This is a genomic window from Microbacterium sp. BH-3-3-3, from assembly GCF_001792815.1.
Classification (GTDB): Bacteria; Actinomycetota; Actinomycetes; order Actinomycetales; family Microbacteriaceae; genus Microbacterium.
This window is the reverse complement of sequence record NZ_CP017674.1, coordinates 1,066,023-1,091,362: the sequence shown is the minus strand read 5'-3', so window position 1 is coordinate 1,091,362 and position 25,340 is coordinate 1,066,023. Positions and strand designations below refer to the sequence as shown.

Annotated in this window: 21 protein-coding genes; 1 reads left to right on the top strand and 20 read right to left on the bottom strand. The window is 70.3% G+C overall.

Translation table 11 applies throughout. The annotated features are described in order from the left end of the window. Window positions 1-15 precede the first annotated feature (15 nt). From BJP65_RS05040 to BJP65_RS05020, 5 genes are all read right to left on the bottom strand, one after another. A complete protein-coding gene (locus BJP65_RS05040) occupies window positions 16-774 on the bottom strand; it encodes an ABC transporter ATP-binding protein (RefSeq protein WP_070408415.1) in 759 nt (252 codons plus the stop codon). Beyond that, the gene (locus BJP65_RS05035) at window positions 771-1,607 is read right to left on the bottom strand and encodes an ABC transporter permease (RefSeq protein ID WP_070408414.1); all 837 of its coding nucleotides are present in this window, start codon (window positions 1,605-1,607) and stop codon (window positions 771-773) included. Before BJP65_RS05035 ends, BJP65_RS05040 begins: the two co-directional genes overlap by 4 nt. Beyond that, entirely contained in the window at window positions 1,604-2,401 is a 798-nt protein-coding gene (locus BJP65_RS05030; protein WP_070408413.1) for an ABC transporter permease subunit, read from the bottom strand. The genes BJP65_RS05035 and BJP65_RS05030 overlap by 4 nt, the downstream gene beginning before the upstream one ends. Before the next feature lie 37 nt (window positions 2,402-2,438). Next, complete coding sequence (locus tag BJP65_RS05025; RefSeq protein ID WP_083285712.1) at window positions 2,439-3,566, bottom strand: ABC transporter substrate-binding protein; 1,128 nt, start codon at window positions 3,564-3,566, stop codon at window positions 2,439-2,441. Between the two features lie 498 nt (window positions 3,567-4,064). Then, window positions 4,065-5,504, bottom strand: a complete 1,440-nt coding sequence (locus tag BJP65_RS05020; RefSeq protein WP_070408412.1) for a helix-turn-helix transcriptional regulator — start codon at window positions 5,502-5,504, stop codon at window positions 4,065-4,067. A 117-nt stretch (window positions 5,505-5,621) separates the two neighbouring features. Between BJP65_RS05020 and BJP65_RS05015 the strand changes: the two genes are divergently transcribed. Next, window positions 5,622-7,505, top strand: coding sequence for a phosphoenolpyruvate carboxykinase (GTP) (locus BJP65_RS05015; RefSeq protein ID WP_055834318.1), 1,884 nt, complete (start codon window positions 5,622-5,624; stop codon window positions 7,503-7,505). A 192-nt stretch (window positions 7,506-7,697) separates the two neighbouring features. Here BJP65_RS05015 and BJP65_RS05010 read toward each other — a convergent pair whose 3' ends face one another. From BJP65_RS05010 to sdhC, 15 genes are all read right to left on the bottom strand, one after another. Further along, window positions 7,698-9,578: an ABC transporter ATP-binding protein gene (locus tag BJP65_RS05010; RefSeq protein ID WP_070408411.1), complete on the bottom strand. Its 1,881-nt coding sequence runs from the start codon at window positions 9,576-9,578 to the stop codon at window positions 7,698-7,700. 271 nt (window positions 9,579-9,849) lie between these two features. Continuing rightward, the gene (locus BJP65_RS05005) at window positions 9,850-11,301 is read right to left on the bottom strand and encodes an MFS transporter (protein WP_070408410.1); all 1,452 of its coding nucleotides are present in this window, start codon (window positions 11,299-11,301) and stop codon (window positions 9,850-9,852) included. Between the two features lie 373 nt (window positions 11,302-11,674). Then, complete coding sequence (gene ribH / locus BJP65_RS05000) at window positions 11,675-12,148, bottom strand: 6,7-dimethyl-8-ribityllumazine synthase (protein ID WP_055834329.1); 474 nt, start codon at window positions 12,146-12,148, stop codon at window positions 11,675-11,677. Continuing rightward, window positions 12,148-13,416 (bottom strand): bifunctional 3,4-dihydroxy-2-butanone-4-phosphate synthase/GTP cyclohydrolase II, encoded by a 1,269-nt coding sequence (locus tag BJP65_RS04995; RefSeq protein ID WP_070408409.1) that lies wholly within the window; start codon window positions 13,414-13,416, stop codon window positions 12,148-12,150. The genes ribH and BJP65_RS04995 overlap by 1 nt, the downstream gene beginning before the upstream one ends. After that, on the bottom strand, window positions 13,413-14,069 hold the full coding sequence (locus BJP65_RS04990; protein ID WP_055834337.1) for a riboflavin synthase: 657 nt from the start codon (window positions 14,067-14,069) through the stop codon (window positions 13,413-13,415). The genes BJP65_RS04995 and BJP65_RS04990 overlap by 4 nt, the downstream gene beginning before the upstream one ends. Beyond that, window positions 14,069-15,100, bottom strand: coding sequence for a bifunctional diaminohydroxyphosphoribosylaminopyrimidine deaminase/5-amino-6-(5-phosphoribosylamino)uracil reductase RibD (gene ribD / locus BJP65_RS04985; protein ID WP_070408408.1), 1,032 nt, complete (start codon window positions 15,098-15,100; stop codon window positions 14,069-14,071). The genes BJP65_RS04990 and ribD overlap by 1 nt, the downstream gene beginning before the upstream one ends. 290 nt (window positions 15,101-15,390) lie before the next feature. Further along, entirely contained in the window at window positions 15,391-16,254 is an 864-nt protein-coding gene (locus tag BJP65_RS04980) for an Fpg/Nei family DNA glycosylase (RefSeq protein WP_070408407.1), read from the bottom strand. Between the two features lie 80 nt (window positions 16,255-16,334). Beyond that, the gene (locus BJP65_RS04975; RefSeq protein ID WP_070408406.1) at window positions 16,335-18,137 is read right to left on the bottom strand and encodes a S8 family serine peptidase; all 1,803 of its coding nucleotides are present in this window, start codon (window positions 18,135-18,137) and stop codon (window positions 16,335-16,337) included. 73 nt (window positions 18,138-18,210) lie between these two features. Beyond that, a complete protein-coding gene (gene trpS, locus BJP65_RS04970; RefSeq protein ID WP_070409856.1) occupies window positions 18,211-19,188 on the bottom strand; it encodes a tryptophan--tRNA ligase in 978 nt (325 codons plus the stop codon). A gap of 165 nt (window positions 19,189-19,353) precedes the next feature. Then, window positions 19,354-20,202 (bottom strand): exodeoxyribonuclease III, encoded by an 849-nt coding sequence (locus BJP65_RS04965; protein WP_055834352.1) that lies wholly within the window; start codon window positions 20,200-20,202, stop codon window positions 19,354-19,356. A 70-nt stretch (window positions 20,203-20,272) separates the two neighbouring features. After that, the gene (locus tag BJP65_RS04960; RefSeq protein WP_083285709.1) at window positions 20,273-21,472 is read right to left on the bottom strand and encodes a YihY/virulence factor BrkB family protein; all 1,200 of its coding nucleotides are present in this window, start codon (window positions 21,470-21,472) and stop codon (window positions 20,273-20,275) included. A 145-nt stretch (window positions 21,473-21,617) separates the two neighbouring features. Continuing rightward, window positions 21,618-22,403 (bottom strand): succinate dehydrogenase iron-sulfur subunit, encoded by a 786-nt coding sequence (locus BJP65_RS04955; RefSeq protein ID WP_055834355.1) that lies wholly within the window; start codon window positions 22,401-22,403, stop codon window positions 21,618-21,620. Window position 22,404: 1 nt separating this feature from the next. Beyond that, window positions 22,405-24,234, bottom strand: a complete 1,830-nt coding sequence (gene sdhA, locus BJP65_RS04950; protein WP_055834358.1) for a succinate dehydrogenase flavoprotein subunit — start codon at window positions 24,232-24,234, stop codon at window positions 22,405-22,407. A 46-nt stretch (window positions 24,235-24,280) separates the two neighbouring features. Continuing rightward, window positions 24,281-24,739 (bottom strand): succinate dehydrogenase hydrophobic membrane anchor subunit, encoded by a 459-nt coding sequence (locus tag BJP65_RS04945; protein ID WP_055834361.1) that lies wholly within the window; start codon window positions 24,737-24,739, stop codon window positions 24,281-24,283. Continuing rightward, entirely contained in the window at window positions 24,739-25,173 is a 435-nt protein-coding gene (sdhC, locus tag BJP65_RS04940; protein WP_082509292.1) for a succinate dehydrogenase, cytochrome b556 subunit, read from the bottom strand. The genes BJP65_RS04945 and sdhC overlap by 1 nt, the downstream gene beginning before the upstream one ends. Between the last annotated feature and the right edge of the window lie 167 nt (window positions 25,174-25,340).

Sequence of the window (25,340 nt, the reverse complement as noted above, 5' to 3'; positions counted from 1 at the left end):
GGCCTTTCGGGGGGATCAGTGGAACAGGAGCTCGGTGGCACGGTCGACGTGGGCGTGGAACTCGGGGGAGCTCGTCATCTCGAGCGTGCGGGGCCTCGGCAGGTCGATGTCGATGACCTCTTTGATGCGACCGGGGCGCGGGCTCATCACGGCGACCTTGTCGCTGAGGAACACCGCCTCCTGCACGCCGTGGGTCACCATCACCGTCGTCGCCTGCTGCTCGCTCCACAGGCGCTGCAGTTCGATGTTGAGGCGTTGGCGGGTGACGTCGTCGAGCGCGCCGAACGGTTCGTCGAGGAAGAGCACGCTGGGGCGCAGCGCCAGGGCGCGTGCGATCGCGACGCGTTGGCGCATTCCGCCCGACAGCTGCCACGGTCGCGCTTTGGCGAACTGCTCCAGGCGCACGAGATGCAGAAGCTCGCGCACCCACTCCTTGTCGACAGGGCGCCCCGCGATCTCGAACGGGAACGCGATGTTGCGCTCGACCGTGCGCCAGGGGAGGAGCGCGTGGTCCTGGAATGCGATGCCGTAGGCGTTGGTGCGCCGGAGCGCCGAGGGGCTGAGGCCGTTGACGGTCGCCTCGCCCGAGGTGGGGGTGTCGAGGCCCGCGAGGATCCGCAGCACCGTCGACTTCCCGCATCCCGACGGGCCCAGCAGCGACAGGAACGACCCGCGAGGGGTGTCGAGGTCGACGCCGTCGACGGCGACGACCGGACCCCCGCGTGCGGCGAAGTGGCGCGAGAGATCGCGGATGTGCACACCGGACTCGGTCATGCGTGTCCTTTCGGGGCGGAGGTCGATTCGCGCGGAGGGAAGCGCCCGGTCAGCAGGAGCGTCTCGGCGGCGACGACGAGGCCGTAGGCGGCGAGCGAGAGGAGCACCGTGATCACCACCAGCGTCCACAGCAGGCCGTAGTCGGAGTACGACTTGCTGGTGAGCAGGTTTGCGCCCAGCCCCTCGAACGAGAAGAGGAACTCGTACAGCGTCGCCGCCGACACGGTGGCCGGGGCGGCGAGCTTGAGACCGGCGAAGAGCGAGGGGAGTGACGCCGGCAGCTGCACGAAGCGCAGGAGCGTCCACCGTCCTCCGCCGTACGCACGCACGAGGTCGATCGTCTCGGGGGTCGAGGAGGTGAGTCCCGCGCCGATGTTCATCAGCAGGGGGAAGAAGGTCACGACCGCGGCGACCACGGCGGCGGTCAGGATGCCGGATCCGAACACCGCGTAGATGACGGGCGCCATGGCGATGAGGGGGACTGTCTGCAGCAGCAGTGCCAGCGGCAGGAAGATCGATCGGAGCGCCCGCGACACGGTGAGCAGCACCGCTCCCACGAACCCCGCGCTGACCCCGAGCAGCAGACCGACGGTGCTGTGCAGCAGGGTCACCCCGATCATGGGCACGAGGGCGTCGCGCCGCTCGGCGGCGGTGTCTCCGGTGCCGTCGACGAACAGGTAGCGCCAGACGTCGACGGGCGTCTTCGCGAGGTAGGGCGACAGGTGCGAGAGGCCGATGGCGACCTGCCATCCGATCAGCAGCAGGGCCGCGGCGGCGAGGGTGCACAACGTCGTCGTCACCCAGGCGGGCGGGCGCAGCGGGCGGGCGGTCATCGGAGGCTCCCGGTGTGCGAGGTCCAGGGGGCGAGAAGGCGGCCGAGGCCGGCGACCGCGCCGTAGCCGAGGGCCGAGACGACCGTGGCGAGCAGGGCGATCGCCCACATGCCGGTGTAGTCGCCGACGTACTGCTGCGAGATGAGGAGCCGGCCCGCGCCCTCGTCCACCCCGACGGTGAAGAACTCGCCGGTCATCGCGCCGAGGAAGGCTGCGGGGGCGGCCAGTTTGAGGGCGGCCAACAGCGCGGGGATCGCCGAGATCACGCGCACCTTGCGAATCGCCGTCCACGCGCCGCCGCCGTAGGCGTGCACCAGGTCGAGCTGGGCGGGCGCGGCCGAGCGCAGCCCGAGCAGCACGCCGATGATCAGCGGGAACTCCACCGCGAGCAGCGCGAGCACGACGCTCACGGCGCGGCTGCCCGAGGGGCTCAGCAGGACCACGATCGGGGCGATGGCGGCGGCCGGCGCACACGCGGCCACGACGCCCAGTTGCGAGGCGAAGGGCCCGAGCGGGGGTGAGATCATGACCAGGATGCCGAGACCCAGGGCGATCACGACCGCCACCGCGTAGCCGGTGAGCGCCGCCCCGGCGGTCGCGGCGAGCCCTTCGGCGTATGAGCCGCCGATCAGGCCGCTCACCGCTCGGGCGACGACCGGGAGGGGCGGGGGAACCGGCCCGGCGCTGCCGTTGGCGCGTTGGTACACCGTCACGGCGACGATGTGCCAGGCCGCCACGAGCACGGCCAGGCCGGCGGTGCCGAAGAGGACGCCGCGCAGGGGAGTCGGGATCATGACGTGGCGTCCTCTCGGCTCGGTGGGTGGGCGACGATCAGGATGCCGGAACGGTGTAGCCGGGGATCAGGTCGGGGTTCTCGGCATACACCTCTTCGAGCAGCGACGTGTCGAACATGCTCGGGTCAGCCGTGATCCCGGCCGCGGCGAGCGAGGCCACGGCTTGGTCGATGAGCGCGGGTGTCAGGGTGAAGATGCCGTTCTTCACGGTGTCGGGCGTGAGCATGAACGACGGCAGCACGGCGGCGGAGTCGACCTGCAGCTGGCGGTCGAGTCCGTTGTCGGTGCCGCCGTGCTTCATGGCGATGTCGGCGATGGCATCCGTGCCCTGGTCGAGGGCGGAGTTCCAGCCCTGGATGCTGGCCTTCATGATGGCCTTCAGCTCGTCGCGGTTCTCGGCGAGTTCGGTGTCGCTGACCACGACGGCGTCGCCGAACTGGGCGTAGTTGGCGTCGGCGAACGACATGGTCACGACATCTCCGCCAGCGTTCTTCACCGCGATCGGGTAGTTGGTGAGGAACCCGATGAGGGCATCGACCTCACCGTTCATGAGGGGGTCGACCCCGTTGGGCACCGAGACGAATTCGACGGTGTCGGCGGGGAGGTCGTTGGCCTTGAGGACGGCTTCGACGGCGAGCTTGCCGCCGGCGTCGACGCCGATGCGCTTGCCCTTCAGATCGGCGACCGTGCGGATGGGGTTCTTCGCCAGCGAGACGAAGCCCACGGGGTTCTTCACGAACTGCGCGCCGATGACCTTGAGTCCGGCACCGTCGTTGATCGCCCCGGTGATGCCGGTCAGGTCGGATGCCAGGCCGATCTGCGCCTGTCCCGAGAGCACGAGGTCCCAGGGGTTCGTGTTGCCGCCCCCCGCGATCAGGTCGACCGTGTCGAAGCCGGCGTCGCTGTAGTCGTTTTCGTCTTCGGCGAAGTAGTAGCCGGCGAATTCGTAGTTCTTGATCCAACTGAGGGCGACGCTGGCGGTGCCGAAGGAGCCGGCGGAGGTGGGGGCGGAGGATGCCGCGGGCGAGGCGCAGCCTGAGACGGCGAGGGCCAGGGCGATGACGCCGGTGGCGGCGAGGGCGGCGCGGCGACGGCGGCGGGTCGGCGTGGTTTCGCGGACGGTCGGGGCGGCGGACGGAACGAGGACGGTGCGAAGGTGGGGCATGGTGGGAGCCTCCGTATGGGTGGGTGTCCCGCAAATGTAAATCTTTTACTTTTCGTGAACTGTCCATCCGTGTGACGTTTGGATTTCGTCTCCGAGGCCCCCTCTGCCTCTCCGGCCGACCCGCGGTGCGCGCGGCGGCCACCCGCGGTCGAGTCCACGCTCCCGCACGTGCGGCGGAAGCGGCTCAGCTCCGCCGGACCGCCCACGGCCCGCAGTGCACGCCGTGCCGAACTCCTGAGCTTCTTCACCGTTCGGGTGACGCGAGGCATCTGAGGGCCAAACCGAACCGAAACTCAGGAGTTCGGCACGCACGCCCCGGCACCGGGCTCGTGCCGCCGGCTCTCGCGAAGCGACCCGGCGCCCCACGAAGAGCCCGGGTCGCGCCGCCGTCGGCCGGCGCCGATGCACGACTCCGGCAGAACCGACGACCCGGTCCTCACGCGTACCGCTCGCTCGCCGTTGCCGGAGTCGTGCCGACGGCCCGCGCGAAGACCCGCCTCAGCCGTCGGCGTGACGATCGAGGAACGCGAAGACCTCGGCATCGTCGACGCCCGGGAACATGCCGCGGGGGAGCGGCGAGAACATGTACTGGTGCACTCGGGCGCTCGGCCAGGCCTTGCCCTGCCACCGCTCGGCGGCCTCGGCGTCGGGGCGGCGGCAGCACGATTCGTCGGGGCAGCGTGAGATGCCGCGCGTGCTGGTCTCGCGTCCGCGGAACCACCGGGCGTCGTCGAACGGCACGCCCACGGTGATCGAGAAGTCGCCGGCCGAGGTGCTGCCGGTCTGGGTCGAGCACCAGAAGGTTCCGGCCGGGGTGTCGGTGTACTGGTAGTGCTCGGTGGTGCGGTTGTGCTCGTCGAAGGCCGAGCGCGCCGAGAACTTCTTGCACACGATCTGTCCCTCGACCGACCCGGTGACGTCGGTGGGCAGGGGGAGGCCGTCGTTCTCGTACACGCGCGAGATCGCCCCGTCGCCGTCGACGCGCATGAAGTGCAGCCGAATGCCGAGGTGCGCCGTCGTGAGGTTCGTCATGCGCATGGCCGCCGCCTCGTGGGTCACCCCGAACGCGTCGCGGAAGTCCTCGACGGCGAGGTTGCGGTCGCGCTTCGCCTGCGAGAGGAAGGCGACCGCGCTCGTCTCGGGCATGAGGCAGCACGCGGCGTAGTAGTTGATCTCGAGACGCTGCTGCAGGAAGTCGGCGTAATCGGTGGGTGGGCGGTGCCCCAGCAGGCGGTGCGCCATCGCCTGCAGAGCCATCGAGCGCAGGCCGTGGCCGCCGGGGATCGAGGCCGGCGGCAGGTACACGCGGCCGTTCTCGAGGTCGGTGACCGAACGGGCCGAGTGCGGCAGGTCGCTGACGTAGATGAGCTCGAAGCCCAGCTGCTCGGCCATGATGCTGACCGTGCGGTGCGTGAGGGCCCCCGTGGTGTGTCCGGCGGCCTTGAGCTGCTTCTCGGCGAGGCGCTCGATCTCCGGCAGGTGGTTGTCGGTGGAGCGCATGCGCAGGCGCAGCTCGGTGTTGGCGCGCCGGGCCTCTTCGGGGCTCGCGATCGTCTCGCGCTCGCGGCGCTGGAGTTCCCGGTGCAGGCCCAGCACGGCCTCGATCGTGTCGTCGCTGGTGCCCTTGGTGACCTTCATCGGGGGGATGCCGAGCTGCCGGAAGAACGGACTGGTCTGCGCCCGGTCGAGCTCGATCTCGAGGGCGGCCCGCCGGTTCGGCGGCTCGTTCGACAGCAGCTCGGCGACGTCGGTCTCGGTCGCGCCCGCGATCTGCTGCAGCAGAGAGAGCTTGGGTTCGCGTTTGCCGTTCTCGATGAGACTCAGCTGGCTGCCGGCGACTCCGACCATCGCGCCGAGCTCGTCGAGCGTGTATCCCCGGGCGAGGCGGTGGTGCCGGATGCGATGCCCCAGGGTGGTGAGTTCGAACGACGATGCCATTCCTTGACCATATCGAAAGAATGCCGATTCTTGCTGCTGATTTCGCCGGAAAGAACCCGCACGCACCCGCACCATGGAGGAAGACCACCGATTTCGCTCTCAACCGAGGAGAACGACATGGCACTCGCCGACATCTTCAGCTCCACCCCGCGCAACGCCGCGTCCCCCACCCGCGCCCCTCGTGCCGGTCACGGCGTGCGTCCGGCCGTCGAGGGCCCGGGTCTCGCCGCGCTGACCGCGTGGGTCGACCAGGTCGCCGCCCTCACGCAGCCCGACCGCATCCACTGGGTCGACGGCTCGGCCGCCGAGAACGACGCCCTGCTGCGCGAGATGGTCGACGAGGGCAAGCTCATCAAGCTCAACCCCGAGTGGCGTCCGGGTTCGTACCTGGCCCGCTCGCACCCCGGCGACGTCGCCCGTCTCGAGTCGCGCACCTACATCGCCTCCGAGAGCGAAGAGGATGCCGGGCCCACCAACAACTGGATCGCCCCGGCCGAGATCCGCGAGACGTTGAACGGCGTCTTCGAGGGTTCGATGCGCGGGCGCACGATGTACGTCGTGCCCTTCTCGATGGGCGCGGTCGGCGGCCCCCTCAGCCACATCGGCGTGCAGATCACCGACAGCGCCTACGCCGTGGCATCCATCGGTGTGATGACGCGCGTCGGCACGGCCGTCACCGAGCAGATCGCCGCCGGGGCACCGTGGGTCAAGACCGTGCACTCGGTCGGAGCGCCGCTCACCGCCGGTCAGGACGACGTCGCGTGGCCCTGCAACGACGAGAAGTACATCGTGCACTTCCCCGACACCCTCGAGGTGTGGTCGTTCGGCTCGGGCTACGGCGGGAACGCGATCCTGGCGAAGAAGTGCTTCGCCCTGCGCATCGCGTCGGTCATCGGCCGCGACGAGGGCTGGCTCGCGGAGCACATGCTGCTCATCCGCGTGATCGACCCGAAGGGCAAGGCGTACCACGTGGCCGCCGCTTTCCCCTCGGCCTGCGGCAAGACCAACCTCGCCATGCTCCGCCCCACCATCCCCGGCTGGCGCGTCGAGACCCTCGGTGACGACATCACCTGGATCCGTCCGGGAGAAGACGGGCGCCTCTGGGCCATCAACCCCGAGGCCGGCTTCTTCGGTGTCGCACCGGGCACGGGCGAGTCGACCAACGTCACCGCCATCGAGACGCTCTGGGGCAACACGATCTTCACCAACGTCGCGCTCCGCCCCGACGGAGACGTCTGGTGGGAGGGACTGACCGACGAGGCGCCCCCGCACCTCACCGACTGGGAGGGCAACCCCTGGACGCCCGCCTCGGGCCGACCCGCCGCGCATCCCAACTCCCGCTTCACGGTCGGCGCCGCGCAGTGCCCGCAGATCGCCGAGGACTGGGAGGCTCCCCAGGGCGTGCCGCTCGACGTCATCCTGTTCGGCGGCCGACGCGCCACGAACGTGCCGCTCGTGGTCGAGGCCACCGACTGGTCGCACGGCGTCTTCATCGGCTCGACGGTGTCGTCCGAGAAGACGGCCGCGCAGGAGGGCACGGTCGGCGAGCTGCGTCGCGACCCCTTCGCCATGCTCCCGTTCTGCGGCTACAACATGGGCGACTACTTCGGCCACTGGCTCTCCGTCGGCCAGAAGCTGCGTTTCGACCGCGCACCGCGCATCTTCCAGGTCAACTGGTTCCGCAAGGGCGACGACGGACGCTTCCTCTGGCCCGGCTTCGGAGACAACGCCCGCGTGATCGACTGGATCATCCGCCGCGTCGACGGTCAGGTCGATGCCGTCGAGAGCCCCATCGGTCGCCTTCCGCGCATCGAGGATCTGCAGCTGTCGGGTCTGGACCTGCCGGCCGCCGACCTCGACGAGCTGTTCTCGATCGACCGCGCTTCGTGGCTCGCCGAGGCCGACCTCACCGAGGAGTTCTACGACACGTTCGGCAGCCACCTTCCGGCCGCCCTGCGCGCCGAGCTCGCCGCGCTCCGCTACCGCTTGCAGCGCGCCTGAGCCCCCGCTCGTCCCGCGCCGCGAGACGAGCCCCGACTCCGATGCCCCTCCCGCTCTTGGCGCGCGCGAGGGGCATCGGCATGTGCGCGTGCCGGGGACGCGAGCGGAGGCTCAGGTCTCGGCGCCGGCGGAGCGCTCGCGCACCGCGCCACCGCGCGGAGGGCGACTCCGCTTCCGGCCGAGCCGCCGCCCTCACACCAGCAGCTGGTGCTTCGCCAGATCGCGGTAGAGCGGGGTGGATGCCACCAGCTCGCTGTGCGTGCCCTGTCCGACGACGCGGCCGTTCTCGAGCACCACGATCACGTCGCTGTCGACGACCGTCGACAGGCGGTGCGCGATGACCAGCAGCGTGCGGTCGGTGGCGACGGCGTCGATGGCTTCGCGCATGCGCTGCTCGTTGACGCCGTCGAGCGACGAGGTCGATTCGTCGAGCAGCAGCACCGGGGGAGCGGCCAGCAATGCTCGCGCGATCGCGAGGCGCTGACGCTCGCCGCCCGAGAGCATGACGCCGTCCTCGCCGACGGGCGCGTCGACGCCCAGCGGATTGCGCTCGAGCACGTCGCCGAGGTTCACGGCGTGCAGCACGCGCTCGCAGTCGGCGTCGGAGGCCGACGGCGAGGCGAGGCGCAGGTTGTCGGCGATGGTGCCGGCGAGCGTCGGGGCGTCCTGCTCGACGTAGCCGAAGCGGGCGCGCAGGGCGTCGCGTCCGAGGTCGCGGGCGTCCACGCCGTCGACGAGGATCGCTCCGCCGGTGGGGTCGTAGAAGCGCTCGACGAGCGAGAGGATCGTGCTCTTGCCGGCGCCCGACGGGCCCACCAGGGCGACGCGCGCCCCGCGGGGCACGGTGAACGACACGCCTCGCAGCACCTCGCGGTCGGTGTCGTCGACCTCGGTGCCGGCGTCGGCGGAGGCGGAGTCGAGGTGCACCTCGGCGAGCACCGAGCGTGCTTCTCTCGCCGCGGCCTCGCGGGCCTCGACGACGTGGTCGGGGTAGCGGAACCGCACGTCGCGGAACTCGATCGCCGCGGCATCCGCCACCGGCGACGCCCCGGCGGCGCGGTCGCCGTCGTCCTCGAGAGGCAGGTCGAGCACCTCTTGGATGCGTCCGAGCGCCCCGAGCGCCTGATTGACCGACGTGATGGCCCCGATCGCCGAGGCAAGGGGCTGCACGAGCAGGAACAGGAAGATGACGAACGTCACGAGGGCTGCCACGTCGATGGCTCCGGATGCCACGCGGAACCCGCCGACGCCGAGCACGACGAGCAGTGACACCTGCAGGGCGATCCCCGCGACGGGCACGATGAGGGCCGATACCTTGGCGATGCGCACGCCCGCGGCGTAGGCCTCGGTGGCGGTCTCGGTGACGGTGGCGGTCTCGCGCTCGGTGGCGCCCGCCGCGCGGATGGTGCGGATCGACCCGACCGCGCGCTCGACGCCCGACGACAGCTCGCCGACCTTCTCTTGCTGCACCGCCGATGCCGCGCGGATGCGCGTGCTCAGCCCGACGACCACCGCGATCGAGGCGCCGATCACGACGACGATGAGTCCGAGCAGCAGCGGGTCGATGAAGGCCATCGCGATGACGGCGCCGACCAGGATGAGGGCGTTGCCCACGGCATCCGCGAGTCCCTGCGTGAGTACCGCGTACAGCAGCGTGGTGTCGGTGCCCACGCGCGAGACGAGGTCACCCGTGCGGCGCGCGTCGAACTCGCTGATCGGAAGGCGCAGGATGCGGGCGATCAGGCGCCGACGGCTCGAGTAGACCACGGCGGTGCCGGTGCGCTGCAGCAGGTAGTGCTGGTAGCCCGAGATGAGCGACGACAGCACCACGAAGCCGATGAGCAGCCAGACCAGCGCCCCGAGGGGCACGGTGTTCTGCACGCGTTGGATGACCTCGCCCACCAGCAGCGGCTGCACCAGGGTGGTGGCGGCGCCGAGCACGCTCAAGATAGCGACGACGACGAGGGTGCGCTTGTGCTCGAGAAGGAAGGGCAGCAGCTGCCGGAACGACGCGCGCGGGCCCTGGGGCACGCGGCGGCCGCGCCGACCGCGCGCGGGAGCGGGAACGGACATGCTCACCTCGGGAAGAAGAAAGGGATGCTTCGACCGTACCTCGCGCCACCGACACCGCTCGGCACCTGGTCTCGCCCGTGTACCAAACTCCTGAGAAATCGGCCGCTCCCCCCGCGCACGGGTGCTTCCAGGTCCCGAGGAGCCGGAAACTCAGGAGTACGGCCCGCCCGGCCCGCTCGCCGGCCCGCCGCCCCGCCGCCCGCCCCGCGCAGCGACGACGGATGCCACGAGGCCCAGGCCCCGTGGCATCCGCTCTCCGAATAACCGGCGGTTACGGCGCGGTCGCTCCGGCGGCGATGTTGTCGTCGTAGTCGACGTCCTTGGTCTCGGGCGAGAGCACGAGCGCGATGAGCGTCAGCACACCCATGGCCGAGAGGTAGACGCCGACGAGCCACGGGTTTCCGTCGCCGGCCGCCCACAGGGCGACGGCCACGATCGGTGCCAGAGCCGCGCCGAGGATCGACGAGACGTTGTACGAGATCGCCGAGCCCGTGTACCGCACGTTCGTCGGGAACAGCTCGGGGAGCACGGCGCCCATCGGACCGAAGGTCGCGCCCATGAGCAGGAATCCGACGATGAGGAACGACTGCACGAGCACGCGGGTGAACGCGGGGTCGGCGTGCGGCACGAGGAAGAACGAGAACGTCAGGCCGAACACGATGATCGCGAGTGTCACGCCGATCAGCAGGCGCTTGCGTCCGATGCGGTCGGCGATCGGGCCCGAGAGCATCGTGAAGATGCCGAAGAACACCACGCCGATGATCTGCATGATCACGAAGTCGGTGTAGCCGAAGCCCAAGCCGGGAACGTAGGCGGCGGCGTCGAACGGCGTGCCGGCCTTCTCGGCCGCGGCCTGCGCGCCCTCGAGGGTCGCCTTGGTCCCGTACGACAGCGTGAAGCTCGTCATCAGATAGAACAGCACGTACGTCGCCAGCATGATGAACGTGCCGAGGATGAGCTGCTTCCAGTTGCGGCGCAGCGCTTCGCCGAGCGGGAACTTCTTGATCGCGCCGGTCTTCTCGGCCTTGGCGAACGACTCGCTCTCGACGAGGCGCAGGCGCACCCACAGGCCCACGATCACCATGACGGCCGAGAAGAGGAACGGCACGCGCCAGCCCCACGCGAGGAACTCGGCCGAGCGCTGCGCGGTGCCGTCGGGGTGCGGCAGAGCGAAGTTGATGAAGAGGAACACGCCGTTGGCGATGATGAAGCCGATCGGGGCACCCAGCTGCGGGAAGGTGCCGAACAGCGCGCGCTTGCCCTTCGGGGCGTTCTCGGTCGCGACCAGCGCCGCACCCGACCACTCGCCGCCGAGGGCGAAGCCCTGGGCGAGGCGCATCACCAGCAGCAGGATGGCCGCCCACACACCGATGTCGTTGAACGTGGGGAGCAGGCCGATGAGGAAGGTCGCGACACCCATCGTCAGCAGGGATGCCACGAGGGTGGCCTTGCGGCCGAACCGGTCGCCGAAGTGGCCGAACACCACCGCGCCGAGGGGACGCGCGACCATGGCCGCGCCGAAGACGCTGAACGACAGCAGGAGCGACGTGGTCTCGTTGCCGGTGGGGAAGAAGAGGATCGGGAAGACGAGCACCGCCGCGGTGGCATACGCGTAGAAATCGTAGAACTCGATCGTCGTTCCGATGAGGCTCGCGGTGATGACGCGCGAGCGCGGGTTCGCCGGAGTCGAGGAGGAACGGGTGGAGGGGGAAGAGGTGGTCATGACAGCCTGACGGGAGGGTCGATCGTTCGCGTCCGAGATGGGGCGCAGCGGTGGCGCGGAACGATCGCGGGGGTGTGCGAGATCGAGCGCGCGGCGGGGGCACCGGGAACGTCCCCGTGTGAGGGGCGTGAGGCGAACCAGTCTATGCGTGCGCTGAGCGTTCCTCGGGTTTCGCCTGGCAATGCGTCCCGCCCGTCGCGCGCTCAGCGCCAGATGACACCGTCACCGGCTCACACCGGGGCGGAGAATGTGCACCGGGGCGTCCGTTGACCGCCCCGGTGCACGTTCCGCGCCCCGAACCCGCCGCCCGCCGCGCCGCGAACCAACCGCCCGCCCGCCGCGCCGCGCCCGCCGCGCCCCGCCGCACCGCGCGTCAGCCGCGCAGCTCCCGCAGAACCAGGGCGGTGCGGATCGCCGCGTCGGCGGCCTCTTCGCCCTTGTCCTCCTTCGAACCCTCGAGCCCGGCCCGATCCAGACCCTGCTGCTCGTCGTCGAGGGTCAGCACGCCGAATCCGACGGGCTTGCCCGCGTCGAGGGCGACGCGGGTGAGGCCGTCGGTCGCCGCCGACGACACGAACTCGAAGTGCGGCGTGCCGCCCCGGATGATCACGCCGAGGGCGACGACGGCGTCCGCGCCCCCCTCGAAGGCGGCCCGGGCGGCGACCGGCAGCTCGAAGGAGCCCGGAACCCGCACGACGCGGTACGTCGCACCGGTGGCATCCAGAACGCGCTTCGCGCCCGCGATCAGGCCGTTCGTTATGACCTCGTGCCAGGTGCCGGCGATGACGACGACGTTCAGGTCCGACGCGTCGATGCCGCCGGTCTCGGGTGCTCCACTGCCGGCCATCAGGCGCTCTCTTCCTTCATGTGCGCGAGGGCGTCGCGCAGGTCGTCCTCGGCGATGATGTGACCCATGCGATCGCGCTTGGTCTCGAGGTACTGGTGGTTGTTGGGACCGACGCCCACGAGCAGGGGGACCTGCTCGACGACGTCGAGGCCGAGGGCGCGCAACTGCGACACCTTGTCGGTGTTGTTCGTCAGCAGGCGCACCTTGTCGACACCGAGGTCGGTGAGGATGCCGGCGGCGGCGGCGTAATCGCGGGCGTCGGCGGGCAGGCCGAGCGCGAGGTTGGCGTCGACGGTGTCGAGGCCGCGCTCCTGCAGGTTGTACGCGCGCAGCTTGTTGATGAGGCCGATCCCGCGCCCCTCGTGGCCGCGCATGTAGATGACGATGCCGCCGTCGCGGTCGATCGTGTCGAGGGCGGCGTCGAGCTGCGGGCCGCACTCGCACTTCAGCGAGCCGAAGGCCTCACCGGTCAGGCACTCGGAGTGCACGCGCACGAGCGGGGCCGCCTCGGTCAGATCGCCTGAGACGACCGCGAGGTGGTCGGTCCCGGTCACGCGGTCCTTGTAGGCGAGGAAGCGGAACGTGCCGTGCGAGGTGGGCACGTTGGACTCGGCCCGCAGGCTCACCCGGCGCCGCGCGGGAGCCGTGACCGGCAGCGGGTCGGTCTCGTTCAGGTAGCCGATGAGCTGCTCGATGGTGATGACCGGGATGCCGTCGCGCTCGCCGAGCTCGAAGAGTCCGGGCAGGCGCATCATGCTGCCGTCCTCGGCGACGACCTCGGCGATCGCGCCGACCGGCTCGAGGCCCGCGAGACGCATGAGGTCGACGGCGGCCTCGGTGTGACCGGCGCGCTCGCGCACACCGCCGTCGACGGCCCGCAGCGGCAGCACGTGCCCCGGACGGATGACGCTGGTCGGCACCGACGCGGGGTCGGCGAGCACGTTGAGCGTGCGCGCGCGGTCCGAGGCGCTGATGCCGGTGGTCACGCCGGAGGCGGCGTCGACGCTCACGGTGTAGGCGGTACCCCGGGCGTCTTCGTTCACCGCCACCATGGGCGGCAGATCCAGGCGGTCGGCCCACTCGCCCGGCATGGGGGCGCAGACGTAGCCGCTCGACCAGCGGACGGTCCAGGCGAGGGCCTCGGGGGTCGCGAGCTGGGCCGACAGGATCACGTCGCCCTCGTTCTCGCGGTCCTCATCGTCGGCGACCAGGATCGGTCGGCCCTGACGCAGGGCCTCCAGGGCCTCGGGGATGGTGGACAGGCTCATGCGGAGCCCCTCTCGGTCGATGCGGCCGCAGCCGCGGGATTCTCGGTCGTACGGAAGGCGAGCATGCGCTGCACGTGGCGCGCGAGGATGTCGGTCTCGAGGTTGACGGGGGTGCCGGCCTCAGCGCGGCCCAGGGTCGTCGCCTCGAGCGTCTCGGGGATGAGCGAGACCTCGAGCCACGGGTCGGACTCCGCGGCGTCGCTGACCGCGCTGACGGTGAGCGAGACGCCGTCGATCGCGATGGAGCCCTTGTCGACGACCAGGGGGGCGAGGTGAGCCGGGATGCCGACCCGCACGACGCTCCACTGCGCACCCGGACGCACCTCGCGCACCACCCCGGTGCCGTCGATGTGGCCCTGCACGATGTGACCGCCCAGGCGCCCGTGCGCGGCGGTGGCGCGCTCGAGGTTGACGGCGAGACCGGGGGCGACGCCGGCCAGCGTCGACATGTCGAGCGTCTGCTTCATGACGTCGGCGGTGAACCAGTCGTCGCCCTGGTCGACGACGGTGAGGCACACGCCGCTGACCGAGATCGAGTCGCCGTGGCCGGCATCCGATACCGACAGCGGCGCGCGCAGCGTCAGCCGCACCCCGTCGCCCGAGGGCTCGACGGCGGTGACGGCGCCGATCTCTTCCACGATTCCGGTGAACATCAGGATTGTCCCTCTCGATCAGAGCTGGGGTGGGCGACGATCAGCAGGTCGTCGCCGAGGTTCTGGATGGATGCCACGCTCAACCGACGGGCGTCGGCGATGGTCGGTACGCCCACGTCGCCGAGCGCGAGGCGCGATCCGCCGAGCAGCACGGGGGCGACGTAGACGAGCAGCTCGTCGGCGAGGCCCGCGCCGACGACCGCGCTCGCGAGCGTCGGACCGCCCTCGACGAACACCCGCTGAACGCCTCGCGCTCCGAGGTCGGCCATCACGGCGGTCACATCGTGGGTGGCGTAGAACAGGGGCTCCCGCGGGTGGCGGCGCACCGCGGCATCCGGGGCCGTGTCGCGTCGTCCGACGATCACGGGCGTGGGCTGCGCGTCGAGCAGCGAGCCGTCGTCGGCGCGGGCGGTGAGGGCGGGATCGTCGGCGTGCACGGTGCCGGTTCCGGCGACGATCGCGTCGGCGGCCGCGCGTCGCGCGTGCACGTCTCGCCGGGCGGCGGGGCCGGTGATCCACTGGCTCGTGCCGTCGTCGGCGGCGGCACGACCGTCGAGGCTCTGCGCCCACTTGACCGTGACGTGCGGGCGACCGGTGCGCGTGAGCGAGATCCAGTCGTGCACGACGGATTCGGCGGCATCGCGCTCGATCCCGGACTCGACGTCGACGCCCGCCCGGCGCAGGCGATCGGCTCCGCCCGATGCGGCGTCGGTGGGGTCGTCGAGGGCGTAGACGACGCGGGTCACACCGGCGTCGATGAGGGCGAGCGCGCACGGACCGGTACGGCCGGTGTGATTGCACGGCTCGAGGGTCACCACGGCGGTCGCGCCGCGGGCCGCGCCCGGGGCGAGCTGCGAGAGCGCGTCGACCTCGGCGTGCGCGGTTCCCGCGCCACGGTGGAAGCCCTCCGCCAGCACCTCGCCGGCGGGGGAGAGGATCACGGCGCCCACCTGGGGGTTCAGCCCGCGCGGGCCGCGCCGGGCGAGCTGCAGCGCTCGCCTCATGGCGTCGATCTCGACGGCGGATGCCATTCCCTTGTCCTTCCCGCGAAGTCGGGGCAGGGCCAGCGGGAAGGCGTGTCACGCCGTCCGTGCCGCCTCCTATCCGGACTAGCGACGGATACCCGTCGCATCACCGTCGGTCCCGGAATTCCACCGGATCGGCCCCACCACCGAGGTGGAGGGGTTCGCGGACTGTCACCGCCGGTTCGGATTCTCACCGACCCCGGAGCACGTTGTTGCTCTTCGAAGTCTAGTCAACGCAGCGTTTCGAGGTTCATTCCCGAAACGCAGGGACACGCGACGGGGGCTCCTCCGTGCCTCTACTTGAGCAGTCGCGACAGGCGCCGGTCGGCGAGGAGCTTGCCGCCGGTCTGGCACGTGGGGCAGTACTCGAGCGAGTTGTCGGCGAAGAACACACTGCGCACCTCGTCGCCGCAGACCGGGCATTCTTCGCCGCGCCGGCCGTGCACGCGCATGCCGCGGCGCTTCGCATCCTTCAGCTGGGCGGGCGGTTTGCCCCGAGCTTCGTGGATCGCCTCGGCCAGGGTCTCGGTCATCGCGGTGAAGAGGCGGTCGACCTCGTCGTCGGTGAGGGTCGCCGCCAGAGCATAGGGAGACATTCTCGCGGCGTGGAGGATCTCGTCGGAGTACGCGTTGCCGACGCCGGCGATGATCGACTGGTCGCGCAGCACGCCCTTGATCTGCGTGCGTCGCCCGGCGATCAGCGCGCCGAAGGCGGCGCGGTCGAAGCCCTCGCCGAGGGGGTCGGGGCCGAGCCGTGCGATGCCCGGCACCTCGTCGGGCGTGCGCACCGCGTACACAGCCAGCGACTTCTTGGTGCCGGCCTCGGTGAGATCGAACCCCGAGCCGTCGTCGAAGCCCACGCGCAGCGCGATCGGCGTCTTGCCGGGCTTGATGATCGTCGTCGGCAGGGCGTCGTACCACCGCAGCCACCCGGCCTTGGCGAGATGGAACACGAGATGGAGCCCGGCATCGGTCGTGACGTCGAGGAACTTGCCGTGACGATCGACGGCGGTGACCGTGGACCCCACCAGCGCGGTGAGCGGCGGGTCGTAGGTCTTCAGCGCGTTGATCGCCGACACGGTGGCTTTGTCGACGCGCAGCCCCGTGATGCGTCCGCGCAGGAACTCGACGAGTCCTTCGACCTCTGGCATCTCCGGCATGGGGCCATCGTGTCACGCAGCCCCGACATCGCGGGCGGGTCTTGCGCGCGGGCAGGATGCCGTGCGGCCGCTCCCCGCGGTCACCGGCGTCCGGTGACCGCCGCGTCGCTGCCGTTTCGCCGACGCCTGCGGGCGCGCACGACGACGAGTCCCGCGATCAGGCTCAGCACGCCGGCGCCGAGGGCGACGCCGTCGATCGACGTCCCGCTCTCGGCGAGCCGGCCCGGGGGAGGCGCCGCGGCCGGCGCGGCGGTCGGGTCGGGCGCGGGCACGGCGGTCGGTGTGGGAACGGACGTCGGCGTGGGCACGGACGTCGGCACGGGCGTGGGCGTCGGCGTCGGCGCGGGCGGCAGGACGGCGGCGACCGTCGCGACCGCGTCGGTCAAGCCGGCCCCCGAGAAGCGCGACGCCTCGAGCGTCGACGGCCACGGCGAGGCGAACGCGTCGGCGCGGGCACCGTCGACGAGCGCGGCACGCAAGGCAGCCGGCGTCGTGCCGGGTGCCGCCTGCACAGCGAGAGCGGCGACGGCGGCGACCGTGGGAGCGGCGGCAGACGTGCCGAAGAAGAGGTTCTGCTCACCGTCCATCGGCAGACTCACGGGCAGGCCGTCTACTCCCGCGAGCGCGGGACCGGGCACCGTCGTCGCCGTCGGCACGCCGAACAGGGTGGTGGCCGGGCCGGCCGACGAATAGGTGCCGAGCGTGAGGTCGGAGGCGTTGACCGCGGCCACGGCCAATGTCGCGGGGTCGGCCTCGTGGCCGATCAGGCTCGCCCCGATGTCGTCGGTCTCGGTGGAGTGGAAATACTCCAGAGCGGCGACCGCGAGGAACCTCACGACGTTCGGCATCACGATGCTGACCGCCGGCGTCGACGCCTCGGGTGTCACCCGACGCACGATCGACACCTCCCATTCGGTCGGATCCGCCGATCCGAGGCCCGACAACGCCGAGGGAACGAGCGGCCGCTCCGGATCGGAGGCCCAGACGACCTTCAGCTCTCCGGTCGAGAGGTTCTTGACGCCCAACCCCAGGTGCGTCGTGACGGAACCCGCTTTCTGCGCCCAGTGCAGGTTGGACAGGGTGGCGAAGCCCGGCAAGAGCGTCACCCCCAGACCCGGATCGCTCCCGGGGCCGGGGTCGACATCCATGCAGTCCACCGCGGTGATCTCCGGGGCCGAAGCGAGGGCGGACTGCTCGACATCGGCGGCGCAGGGCATCGGGCGGTACCGGGTCGAGGACCATCCCGAGACCGGGTAGCCCGCGCTGGGGTATCCCTCCGCGCCGGGACGGCCGAAGTTCCCCGCGGCGGAGACGTACAGGACGCCGGCGTCCACGGCTCGCTGGACGGCGTATCCCGCCGCGAGACGCTCGTACGCGAGATCGTCGTCGGCGGCGAGGTCGTCGACGATGATGTCGGCGCCCGCGTCGCGGAGGGCGTCGATGGCCACGGCGAGGCCCGCGTTGTCGCTCGTGGGGGGAGCGGCGAACATCAGCTCGGCCCCCGGCGCGATGCCGTGGACGAGCTGGGCCATCGCCCGGCCCTCGTCGCTCGCGCTCGTGGAATTATCGAGCACCACCCGCGTGGGCGTGGTCCATCCGCAGGGGTTGCCCGGCCCGGGAAGCCATCCCGCTGCGACGTCGGCGGCGACCACGTCCTCGCCGGCCGTGCCGAACGAGTCCGAGATGACGCCCACTCGCACACCGCTGCCGTCGACCCCGAACGTGCTCCAGGCATCACTGGCACGCAGGATGTCGGCCGCGGGCGTCGGCACGGGGCGACAGTCGGTGCGGGCGGCCGCCTGAGCGGTGGTCGGGACGCTCAGGCCGACCAGCGCGATCAGTGCGATGAGAGCGGCGCGGCGCGAGGACGTCGGCGAGGGCACGGGGACTCCTGTCGGGACGGCGTCCTGCCGTCGCGCCATCGTACCGTCGGCGTGGCGGCACGAACGCCCCGGCTCAGACGCGCCGCAGCAGCCCGATCTTGTCGTACACGTCGGTGAGGGTCTTCTCGGCGACGGATGCCGCCCGCTCGGCGTTCGTGGCGAGTACGCGGTCGAGCTCGGCGGGGTCGGACAGCAGCTCGAGGGCGCGCTCGCGCACCGGCTCGAACTCGTTCACCACGACCTCGGCGAGCCCCTTCTTGAAGTCGCCGTAGCCGCGACCGGAGTACTCGTCTTCGATCGAGGTGATCTCGCGACCGGTGAGGGCCGAGTAGATCACGAGGAGGTTCGAGACGCCGGGCTTCTCGTCGCGGTCGAAGCGCACGGCTCCCTCGGAGTCGGTGACCGCGCGCATGATCTTCTTGGCGCTCACCTTGGGCTCGTCGAGCATCCACAGCACGCCCGCGTCGGACTCGGCCGACTTCGACATCTTCGAGGTCGGGTTCTGCAGGTCGAAGATGCGGGCGGTCTCGCGCTGGATCATCGGCTTCGGCATGGTGAACGTCTGGCCGAAGCGCTGGTTGAAGCGCTCAGCCAGGTCGCGGGTGAGCTCGATGTGCTGCTTCTGGTCGTCGCCGACGGGCACGACATCGGTCTGGTACAGCAGGATGTCGGCGGCCATGAGCACCGGGTAGGTGAAGAGGCCGACGTTCGTGGCATCCGTGCCGTAGCGGGCCGACTTGTCCTTGAACTGCGTCATGCGCCCGGCCTCGCCGAAGCCGGTGAGGGTCGAGAGCACCCACTGCAGTTCGGCGTGCGCGGGGACGTGCGACTGCACGTACAGGGTGGAGCGCGAGGGCTCGATGCCGGCGGCGATGTACTGGGCCGCGGTGCGGCGGGTCTTCTCGCGGCGCTCGGCGGGGTCGCCGGGCTGCGTGAGCGCGTGCAGGTCGACGACCGAGAAGAACGCGTCGTATTCGTCCTGCAGCTCGCGCCACTGCAGCAGCGCACCGATGTAGTTGCCGATCTGGAGGCTGTCGGCGGAGGGCTGCATTCCGGAGTAGAGGCGCTGCTGAGTCACCCCTCGATCCTAGGCGTCGGTGCGGGGAGCACCGTTCGCGGGACGGTGTCGGCGGCGGGTGATGCCCCGAGCGCCACGCGGCGACGACGCGACGGCATCCGGATGCCGGTGAGACCGGCGCCGCTCAGGCGCCGGGCCTCAGGCGCCGAGCGTGTAGTCGACGATCACCGGAGCGTGGTCGCTCCAGCGGGTGTCGTACGAGGCGGCGCGCTCCACGTGATAGCTCGTGACGCGCTCCGCGAGGGCCGGAGTGGCGACGTGGTAGTCGATGCGCCAGCCGCTGTCGGTGTCGAACGCCTTTCCGCGCATCGACCAGAACGTGTACGGGCCGTCGACCTCGCCGACGGCGCGACGACCCACGTCGACCCAGCCGAGGCCCGCACCGGTGGAACCGTCGACGCCCTCGACCTGCTCGCCGGCCGGTCCGAAGAACCGGTCGAAGTACGCGCGCTCACGCGGGAGGAAGCCGGCGTTCTTGCGGTTGCCGCGCCAGTTCTTGATGTCGAGCTCGCGATGGCCGACGTTGAGGTCACCCGTGACGAGAGCCAGCTCGCGCTCCGAAGCCAGATCGGCCAACCGCTGCTCCATGGCATCGAGGAACACCCACTTCGCGTCTTGCTTGGGAGTGTCGACCTCGCCGCTGTGCACGTACGCGCTGACGATGGTGACGGTTTCGCCGTCGATGTCGAAGTCGGTCTCGATCCAGCGGCCCGAGGCGTCGAGCGGCTCGGGCCCGAGGTGGGTGCGCGTCGCGATACCGGGCAGCCGACTGATGATCGCGACACCGGCGCGGCCCTTCTGCAGGGCCTCGTCGTTGACGATCTGCCAGCCGGGCAGCGCCTCGGCCAGCTGTTCGGCGGTCGCCCGCACCTCTTGAAGGGTGACGATGTCGGCGCCGGAGGCGTCGAGCCATTCGGTCATGCCCTTGCGGACGGCGGCACGGATGCCATTGACGTTGACGGAGACGATACGTACGGAACGAGCCACCCGTCGAGCCTAGCCGCGGGGTCCGACATCGCCGCAGGTCTCGACGGGGCGCCCACCTCGCCGCTCTGCGTCAGTCGGGGATCAGCGACATGCGGCGGGGCGCGGGAACGTCCGCCTCGGCCCGGGCGAGGGTCTTCTCGGCCGCGGACAGCGCCCGCTTCGCGCGCCAGCGCCACGGCCACCGGGTGAGTGCCAGGGTCTTCTCGGCCTCGCGCACGCCCACCTGCGCCGCGATCACGAGGGCCGCCTGCTCCATGGCGCGACGGTCCTCGGGCGAGCGCAACGGAACGTCGCGGTCGCCCGCCGCCACCGCGATCCACGCCGCCGAGACCAGGATGACGATCCCGATGAGGCGGAACCACAGAAGGAAGCCGATCAGGACCGCGAACGTGCCGAGCAGCGGGTTCGTGGGGGAGTACACGACGAGGAATCCCGCGCCGACCTGCAGCAGCACCATGCCGGTCGCCCCGACCAGGGCTCCGGGCCAGGCGCGGCGCCACGTGAGGGTCGTGCCGGTGAGGAACCGGAACAGCGCGGCGAGGGCGACGGTGTTCACGGCGAACGCGACGAGCAGCGAGACGACCCGCGCGCCGACGGACCATCCGAGTGTCTCCCGGTCCCACCCGATGAACCCGAACACCAGGTCGACGGCACCGGTCGTGACCGAGCCGAGCAGGGCGCCCACGAGCAGCGCGAGCCCGAAGAGGATCGAGGCGACGAAGTCGCGGGCCTTGAGCAGCACGTAGTTGCGCATGTCGAAGGGAAGGCCGAAGGTGTCGCGCACCGCGCGACGTGTGAAGGTGACGAAGCCGATGGCCGTCCAGACGACGACGATCACGGCGACGATGCCGGTGATGGTGAGAAGCCGTCCGCTTTCCTGGGCGACGGATTCGACCTGCTCGCGATCGACGAGGCCGTTCTTGCTGATGATGCCGGGGATGTAGCTGTTGATGATCCCGATGAGCCCGTCGATGGCGCTCTTGCTGCCGCCGAGCCAGATGCCCACCCCGGCGAAGGCGAGGTACAGCGCCGAGAAGACGGCGAAGATCCCCTGGTAGCTCATACCCGCGGCGAGCAGGAAGCCGTTGTGCTGCAGGAAGTGCCGCCACACCCGGATCGGGAACCAGCGCGCGATTCGGGCGGCGCGGGCGATGGGCTGATCGAGGCGGCTGCGCACGGCGCTCTGCGCGGCCTCGAGCCGATCGCGCAGCGACGTGTCGTCCTCACGGACCGCGGGCAGCGGCCGCGGATCGGAGTGGGTCTCGGTCACCCGTCGAGCCTAATGAATGGATGCCGTGGCGTCGCCGCGCGCGGGGACGCACGCCCGTGACGGCCACCTCCGTCGACGCTGGGCGCCGGGGACGAACGCCGAACGGCGGGGCGCCGAAGCGCACCCGCCGTTCGAGGGGGAGGGGTCAGCGACCGCCGCGGAGGACGGCCTGCTTGACCTCGGCGATGGCCTTGGTGACCTCGATGCCGCGGGGGCACGCCTCGGTGCAGTTGAAGGTGGTGCGGCAACGCCACACGCCCTCTTTGTCGTTCAGGATGTCGAGACGCACGTCGCCGGCGTCGTCGCGCGAGTCGAAGATGAAGCGGTGCGCGTTGACGATCGCGGCGGGGCCGAAGTACTGCCCGTCGGTCCAGAACACGGGGCACGACGAGGTGCACGCGGCGCACAGGATGCACTTGGTGGTGTCGTCGAAGACCTCGCGGTCGACGATCGACTGCACGCGCTCTTTGCCGGCCTCGGGCTTCGAGCTCGAGATCAGGAAGGGCTGCACCTCGCGGTAGGAGGCGAAGAACGGCTCCATGTCGACGATGAGGTCCTTCTCGAGGGGCAGGCCCTTGATCGCCTCGACGTAGATGGGCTGCGAGATGTCAAGATCCTTGATCAGCGTCTTGCAGGCCAGGCGGTTGCGGCCGTTGATGCGCATGGCATCCGATCCGCAGATGCCGTGCGCGCAGGAGCGGCGGAACGACAGCGAGCCGTCGGTCTCCCACTTGATCTTGTGCAGCGCGTCGAGCACGCGGTCGGTGGAGTAGAGCTCCACGTCGTAGTCGACCCAACGCGGCTCGTCGTCGACCTCGGGGTCGAAGCGACGGATGTTGAAGGTGACGAGGAACGACTGGATCCCGGTGTCCTCCGGGGTCTGCTCGACCTTGTCGGAGGTGTCGACGCTCTCGATGACGGTGGATGCCATCTCAGTACTTCCTCTCAAGCGGCGGGTAACGCAACTCGCCCGCCTCGTTCTTGGTGAACACCACGGGCTTCCAGCCCAGCTCGATGTGATCGGCCGGGTGCGACGAGTGGGGGTCGCCCGACAGGTACGCCATGGTGTGCTGCATGTACTTCTCGTCGTCGCGCGTGGGGAAGTCGTCGCGCATGTGACCGCCACGGCTCTCTTCGCGGTTCTGCGCCGAGTAGACGACGACCTCGGCGAGGTCGAGCAGGAAGCCCAGCTCAACCGCTTCGAGCAGGTCGGTGTTGAAGCGCTTGCCCTTGTCGTCGACGTGGATGTTCTTGTAGCGCTCGCGCAGGTCGGCGATCACGTCGAGCACCTTCGAGAGCGAGTCGTGGGTGCGGAACACCTGCGCGCCCTTATCCATCTCGTCCTGCAGCGTCTTGCGCAGGACGGCGATGCGCTCGGTCCCGCTGTTGTTGCGGAGCCCCTCGATGAGTCCGCGCACCTCGGCGGCGGGGTCTTCGGGCAGGGGCACGAAGTCGGCCGTTTTGACGTACTCGACCGCGTTGCGTCCGGCGCGCTTGCCGAACACGTTGATGTCGAGCAGCGAGTTGGTGCCGAGGCGGTTCGAGCCGTGCACCGAGACGCAGGCGCACTCGCCGGCGGCGTAGAGGCCGGGCACGACGGTGTCGTTGTCGGCGAGCACCTCGGCCTTGATGTTGGTCGGGATGCCGCCCATCGCGTAGTGCGCGGTCGGCATGACGGGGACCGGCTCGACGACCGGGTCGACGCCCAGGTACGTGCGGGCGAACTCGGTGATGTCGGGGAGCTTGGTCTCGAGCACCTCGGCACCCAGGTGGGTGCAGTCCAGCAGCACGTAGTCGCGGTGGGGACCGGCGCCGCGGCCCTCCGAGACCTCCTGCACCATGCAGCGCGCGACGATGTCACGGGGCGCGAGGTCCTTGATGGTCGGGGCGTAGCGCTCCATGAAGCGCTCACCGCTGGCGTTGCGCAGGATCGCTCCCTCGCCACGGGCGCCCTCGGTGAGCAGGATGCCGAGACCGGCGAGGCCGGTCGGGTGGAACTGGAAGAACTCCATGTCCTCGAGCGGCAGGCCCTTGCGCCACACGATGCCGACGCCGTCACCGGTGAGGGTGTGCGCGTTGGACGTGGTCTTGAAGATCTTGCCGAAACCGCCGGTGGCGAAGACGACGGCCTTGGACTGGAAGACGTGCAGCTCGCCGGTGGCCAGGTCGTACGCGACGACGCCGGCGACCTGGGTCGCGCCCGCCGCGTCCTTGACCGTGATCAGGTCGAGCACGTAGAACTCGTTGAAGAAGTTGATGCCGAGCTTGACGCAGTTCTGGAACAGCGTCTGAAGGATCATGTGGCCGGTGCGGTCGGCGGCGTAGCAGGCGCGGCGCACGGGCGTCTTGCCGTGGTCGGCGGTGTGACCGCCAAAGCGCCGCTGGTCGATCTTGCCCTCGGGCGTGCGGTTGAACGGCAGGCCCATGTTCTCGAGGTCGATGACGGCGTCGATGGCCTCTTTGGCGAGGATCTCCGCGGCATCCTGGTCGACCAGGTAGTCGCCGCCCTTGATGGTGTCGAAGGTGTGCCACTCCCAGGAGTCCTCTTCGACGTTCGCCAGCGCTGCGGCCATGCCGCCCTGCGCTGCGCCCGTGTGGGAGCGGGTGGGGTAGAGCTTCGAGATGACCGCGGTCTTCGCACCGGGGCCGGCCTCGATCGCCGCGCGCATGCCTGCGCCGCCGGCGCCGACGATGATGACGTCGAACTGGTGGTAGTGGACACCGTCTTTGACGGTGGAGTCCGCGGTGGTCTGAGTGCTCACGTGTGCAATACCTCTGCTGTCGGTCGAAAGAAGGGATGCCGTCGGCTCACGCCGCCTGGCACACGTCCCACAGGGAGCTGCTCTCGGTCACGCCGAGGCAGGGGTCGAAGGTGAAGACCACGAGCGTGCCGAGCACGATCAGGAAGCCCGCCGACAGCCACAGCGACCACACGAGGATCTTGCGGACCGTGGCGTGCGTGACGTAGTCGTTGACGATCGTGCGCATGCCGTTGGCGCCGTGGATGAGGGCCAGCCACAGCATGAGGACGTCCCACCACTGCCAGAACGGCGAGGCGAGCTTGCCCGCGACGAACGCGAAGTCGATCTGGTGGATGCCGTCGCCCGTCATGAGGTTGACGAACAGGTGGCCGAAGATCAGGACGATCAACAGCACGCCCGAGGCGCGCATGTAGAGCCAGCCCCACTTCTCGAGGTTGGCGCCCTTCTTGCGCACACTGGGCGTGCGCGGAGCGGGGATCGTGGCGGCTTCTTGGGCGACGGACATCAGTGGCTCCCGGTGACGGCGCTGAAGACGTTGATCAGGTGGCGCGGCGTGAAGCCGAGCATCGTGACGACCCAGAGGCCGAGCACGCCCCACCACAGCTGGCGCTGGTGGCGCGTGGCCCACGGCCAGAAGTCGACCAGGATGATGCGCAGGCCGTTGAAGGCGTGGTAGGCGATCGCACCGACGAGGGCGACCTCGCCGAGACCCATGATGGGGTTCTTGTACGTGCCGATCACCGCGTCGTACGCCTCGGGGGACACGCGGATGAGCGCCGTGTCGAGGATGTGCACGAGCAGGAAAAAGAAGATCGCCACACCGGTGATGCGGTGCAGAACCCACGACCACATGCCTTCGCGGCCGCGGTACAGCGTTCCGCGCGGCCTCTTCGAGGTGGTCGCTTTCACTGACGGCGTGGCACGTGCTGGTGCTGACACGGTCGTCCTCCCTGATCGAACACGAGGTGAGGCCGACACAGGCCTCGAGCGTCACACGGGCGCTATTGAATACTACGTCCGGGCTATGAACGGCGGGGATTAGGGGCGCCTAACACTCTCTCGATGTCGAGATATCTCCGGTGCTGCGCCGCGCGCCCGGACGAGAC

Bases quoted from the DNA above. Each gene is read 5' to 3' on its own strand.
- trpS (WP_070409856.1), bottom strand. From the start codon at position 19,188: ATGCAGCCCTCCGCCGACAGCCTCCAGATCGGCAACTACATCGGTGCG.
- BJP65_RS04955 (WP_055834355.1), bottom strand. From the start codon at position 22,403: ATGGCATCCACCGTCATCGAGAGCGTCGACACCTCCGACAAGGTCGAG.
- BJP65_RS05030 (WP_070408413.1), bottom strand. From the start codon at position 2,401: ATGATCCCGACTCCCCTGCGCGGCGTCCTCTTCGGCACCGCCGGCCTG.
- ribH (WP_055834329.1), bottom strand. From the start codon at position 12,148: ATGGCCGGCAGTGGAGCACCCGAGACCGGCGGCATCGACGCGTCGGAC.
- BJP65_RS05015 (WP_055834318.1), top strand. From the start codon at position 5,622: ATGGCACTCGCCGACATCTTCAGCTCCACCCCGCGCAACGCCGCGTCC.
- BJP65_RS05040 (WP_070408415.1), bottom strand. From the start codon at position 774: ATGACCGAGTCCGGTGTGCACATCCGCGATCTCTCGCGCCACTTCGCC.
- BJP65_RS05025 (WP_083285712.1), bottom strand. From the start codon at position 3,566: ATGCCCCACCTTCGCACCGTCCTCGTTCCGTCCGCCGCCCCGACCGTC.
- ribD (WP_070408408.1), bottom strand. From the start codon at position 15,100: ATGGCATCCGCCGTCGAGATCGACGCCATGAGGCGAGCGCTGCAGCTC.
- BJP65_RS05035 (WP_070408414.1), bottom strand. From the start codon at position 1,607: ATGACCGCCCGCCCGCTGCGCCCGCCCGCCTGGGTGACGACGACGTTG.
- BJP65_RS05005 (WP_070408410.1), bottom strand. From the start codon at position 11,301: ATGACCACCTCTTCCCCCTCCACCCGTTCCTCCTCGACTCCGGCGAAC.
- BJP65_RS05020 (WP_070408412.1), bottom strand. From the start codon at position 5,504: ATGGCATCGTCGTTCGAACTCACCACCCTGGGGCATCGCATCCGGCAC.
- BJP65_RS04980 (WP_070408407.1), bottom strand. From the start codon at position 16,254: ATGCCGGAGATGCCAGAGGTCGAAGGACTCGTCGAGTTCCTGCGCGGA.
- BJP65_RS04945 (WP_055834361.1), bottom strand. From the start codon at position 24,739: ATGTCCGTCGCCCAAGAAGCCGCCACGATCCCCGCTCCGCGCACGCCC.
- BJP65_RS04990 (WP_055834337.1), bottom strand. From the start codon at position 14,069: ATGTTCACCGGAATCGTGGAAGAGATCGGCGCCGTCACCGCCGTCGAG.
- BJP65_RS05010 (WP_070408411.1), bottom strand. From the start codon at position 9,578: ATGTCCGTTCCCGCTCCCGCGCGCGGTCGGCGCGGCCGCCGCGTGCCC.
- BJP65_RS04995 (WP_070408409.1), bottom strand. From the start codon at position 13,416: ATGAGCCTGTCCACCATCCCCGAGGCCCTGGAGGCCCTGCGTCAGGGC.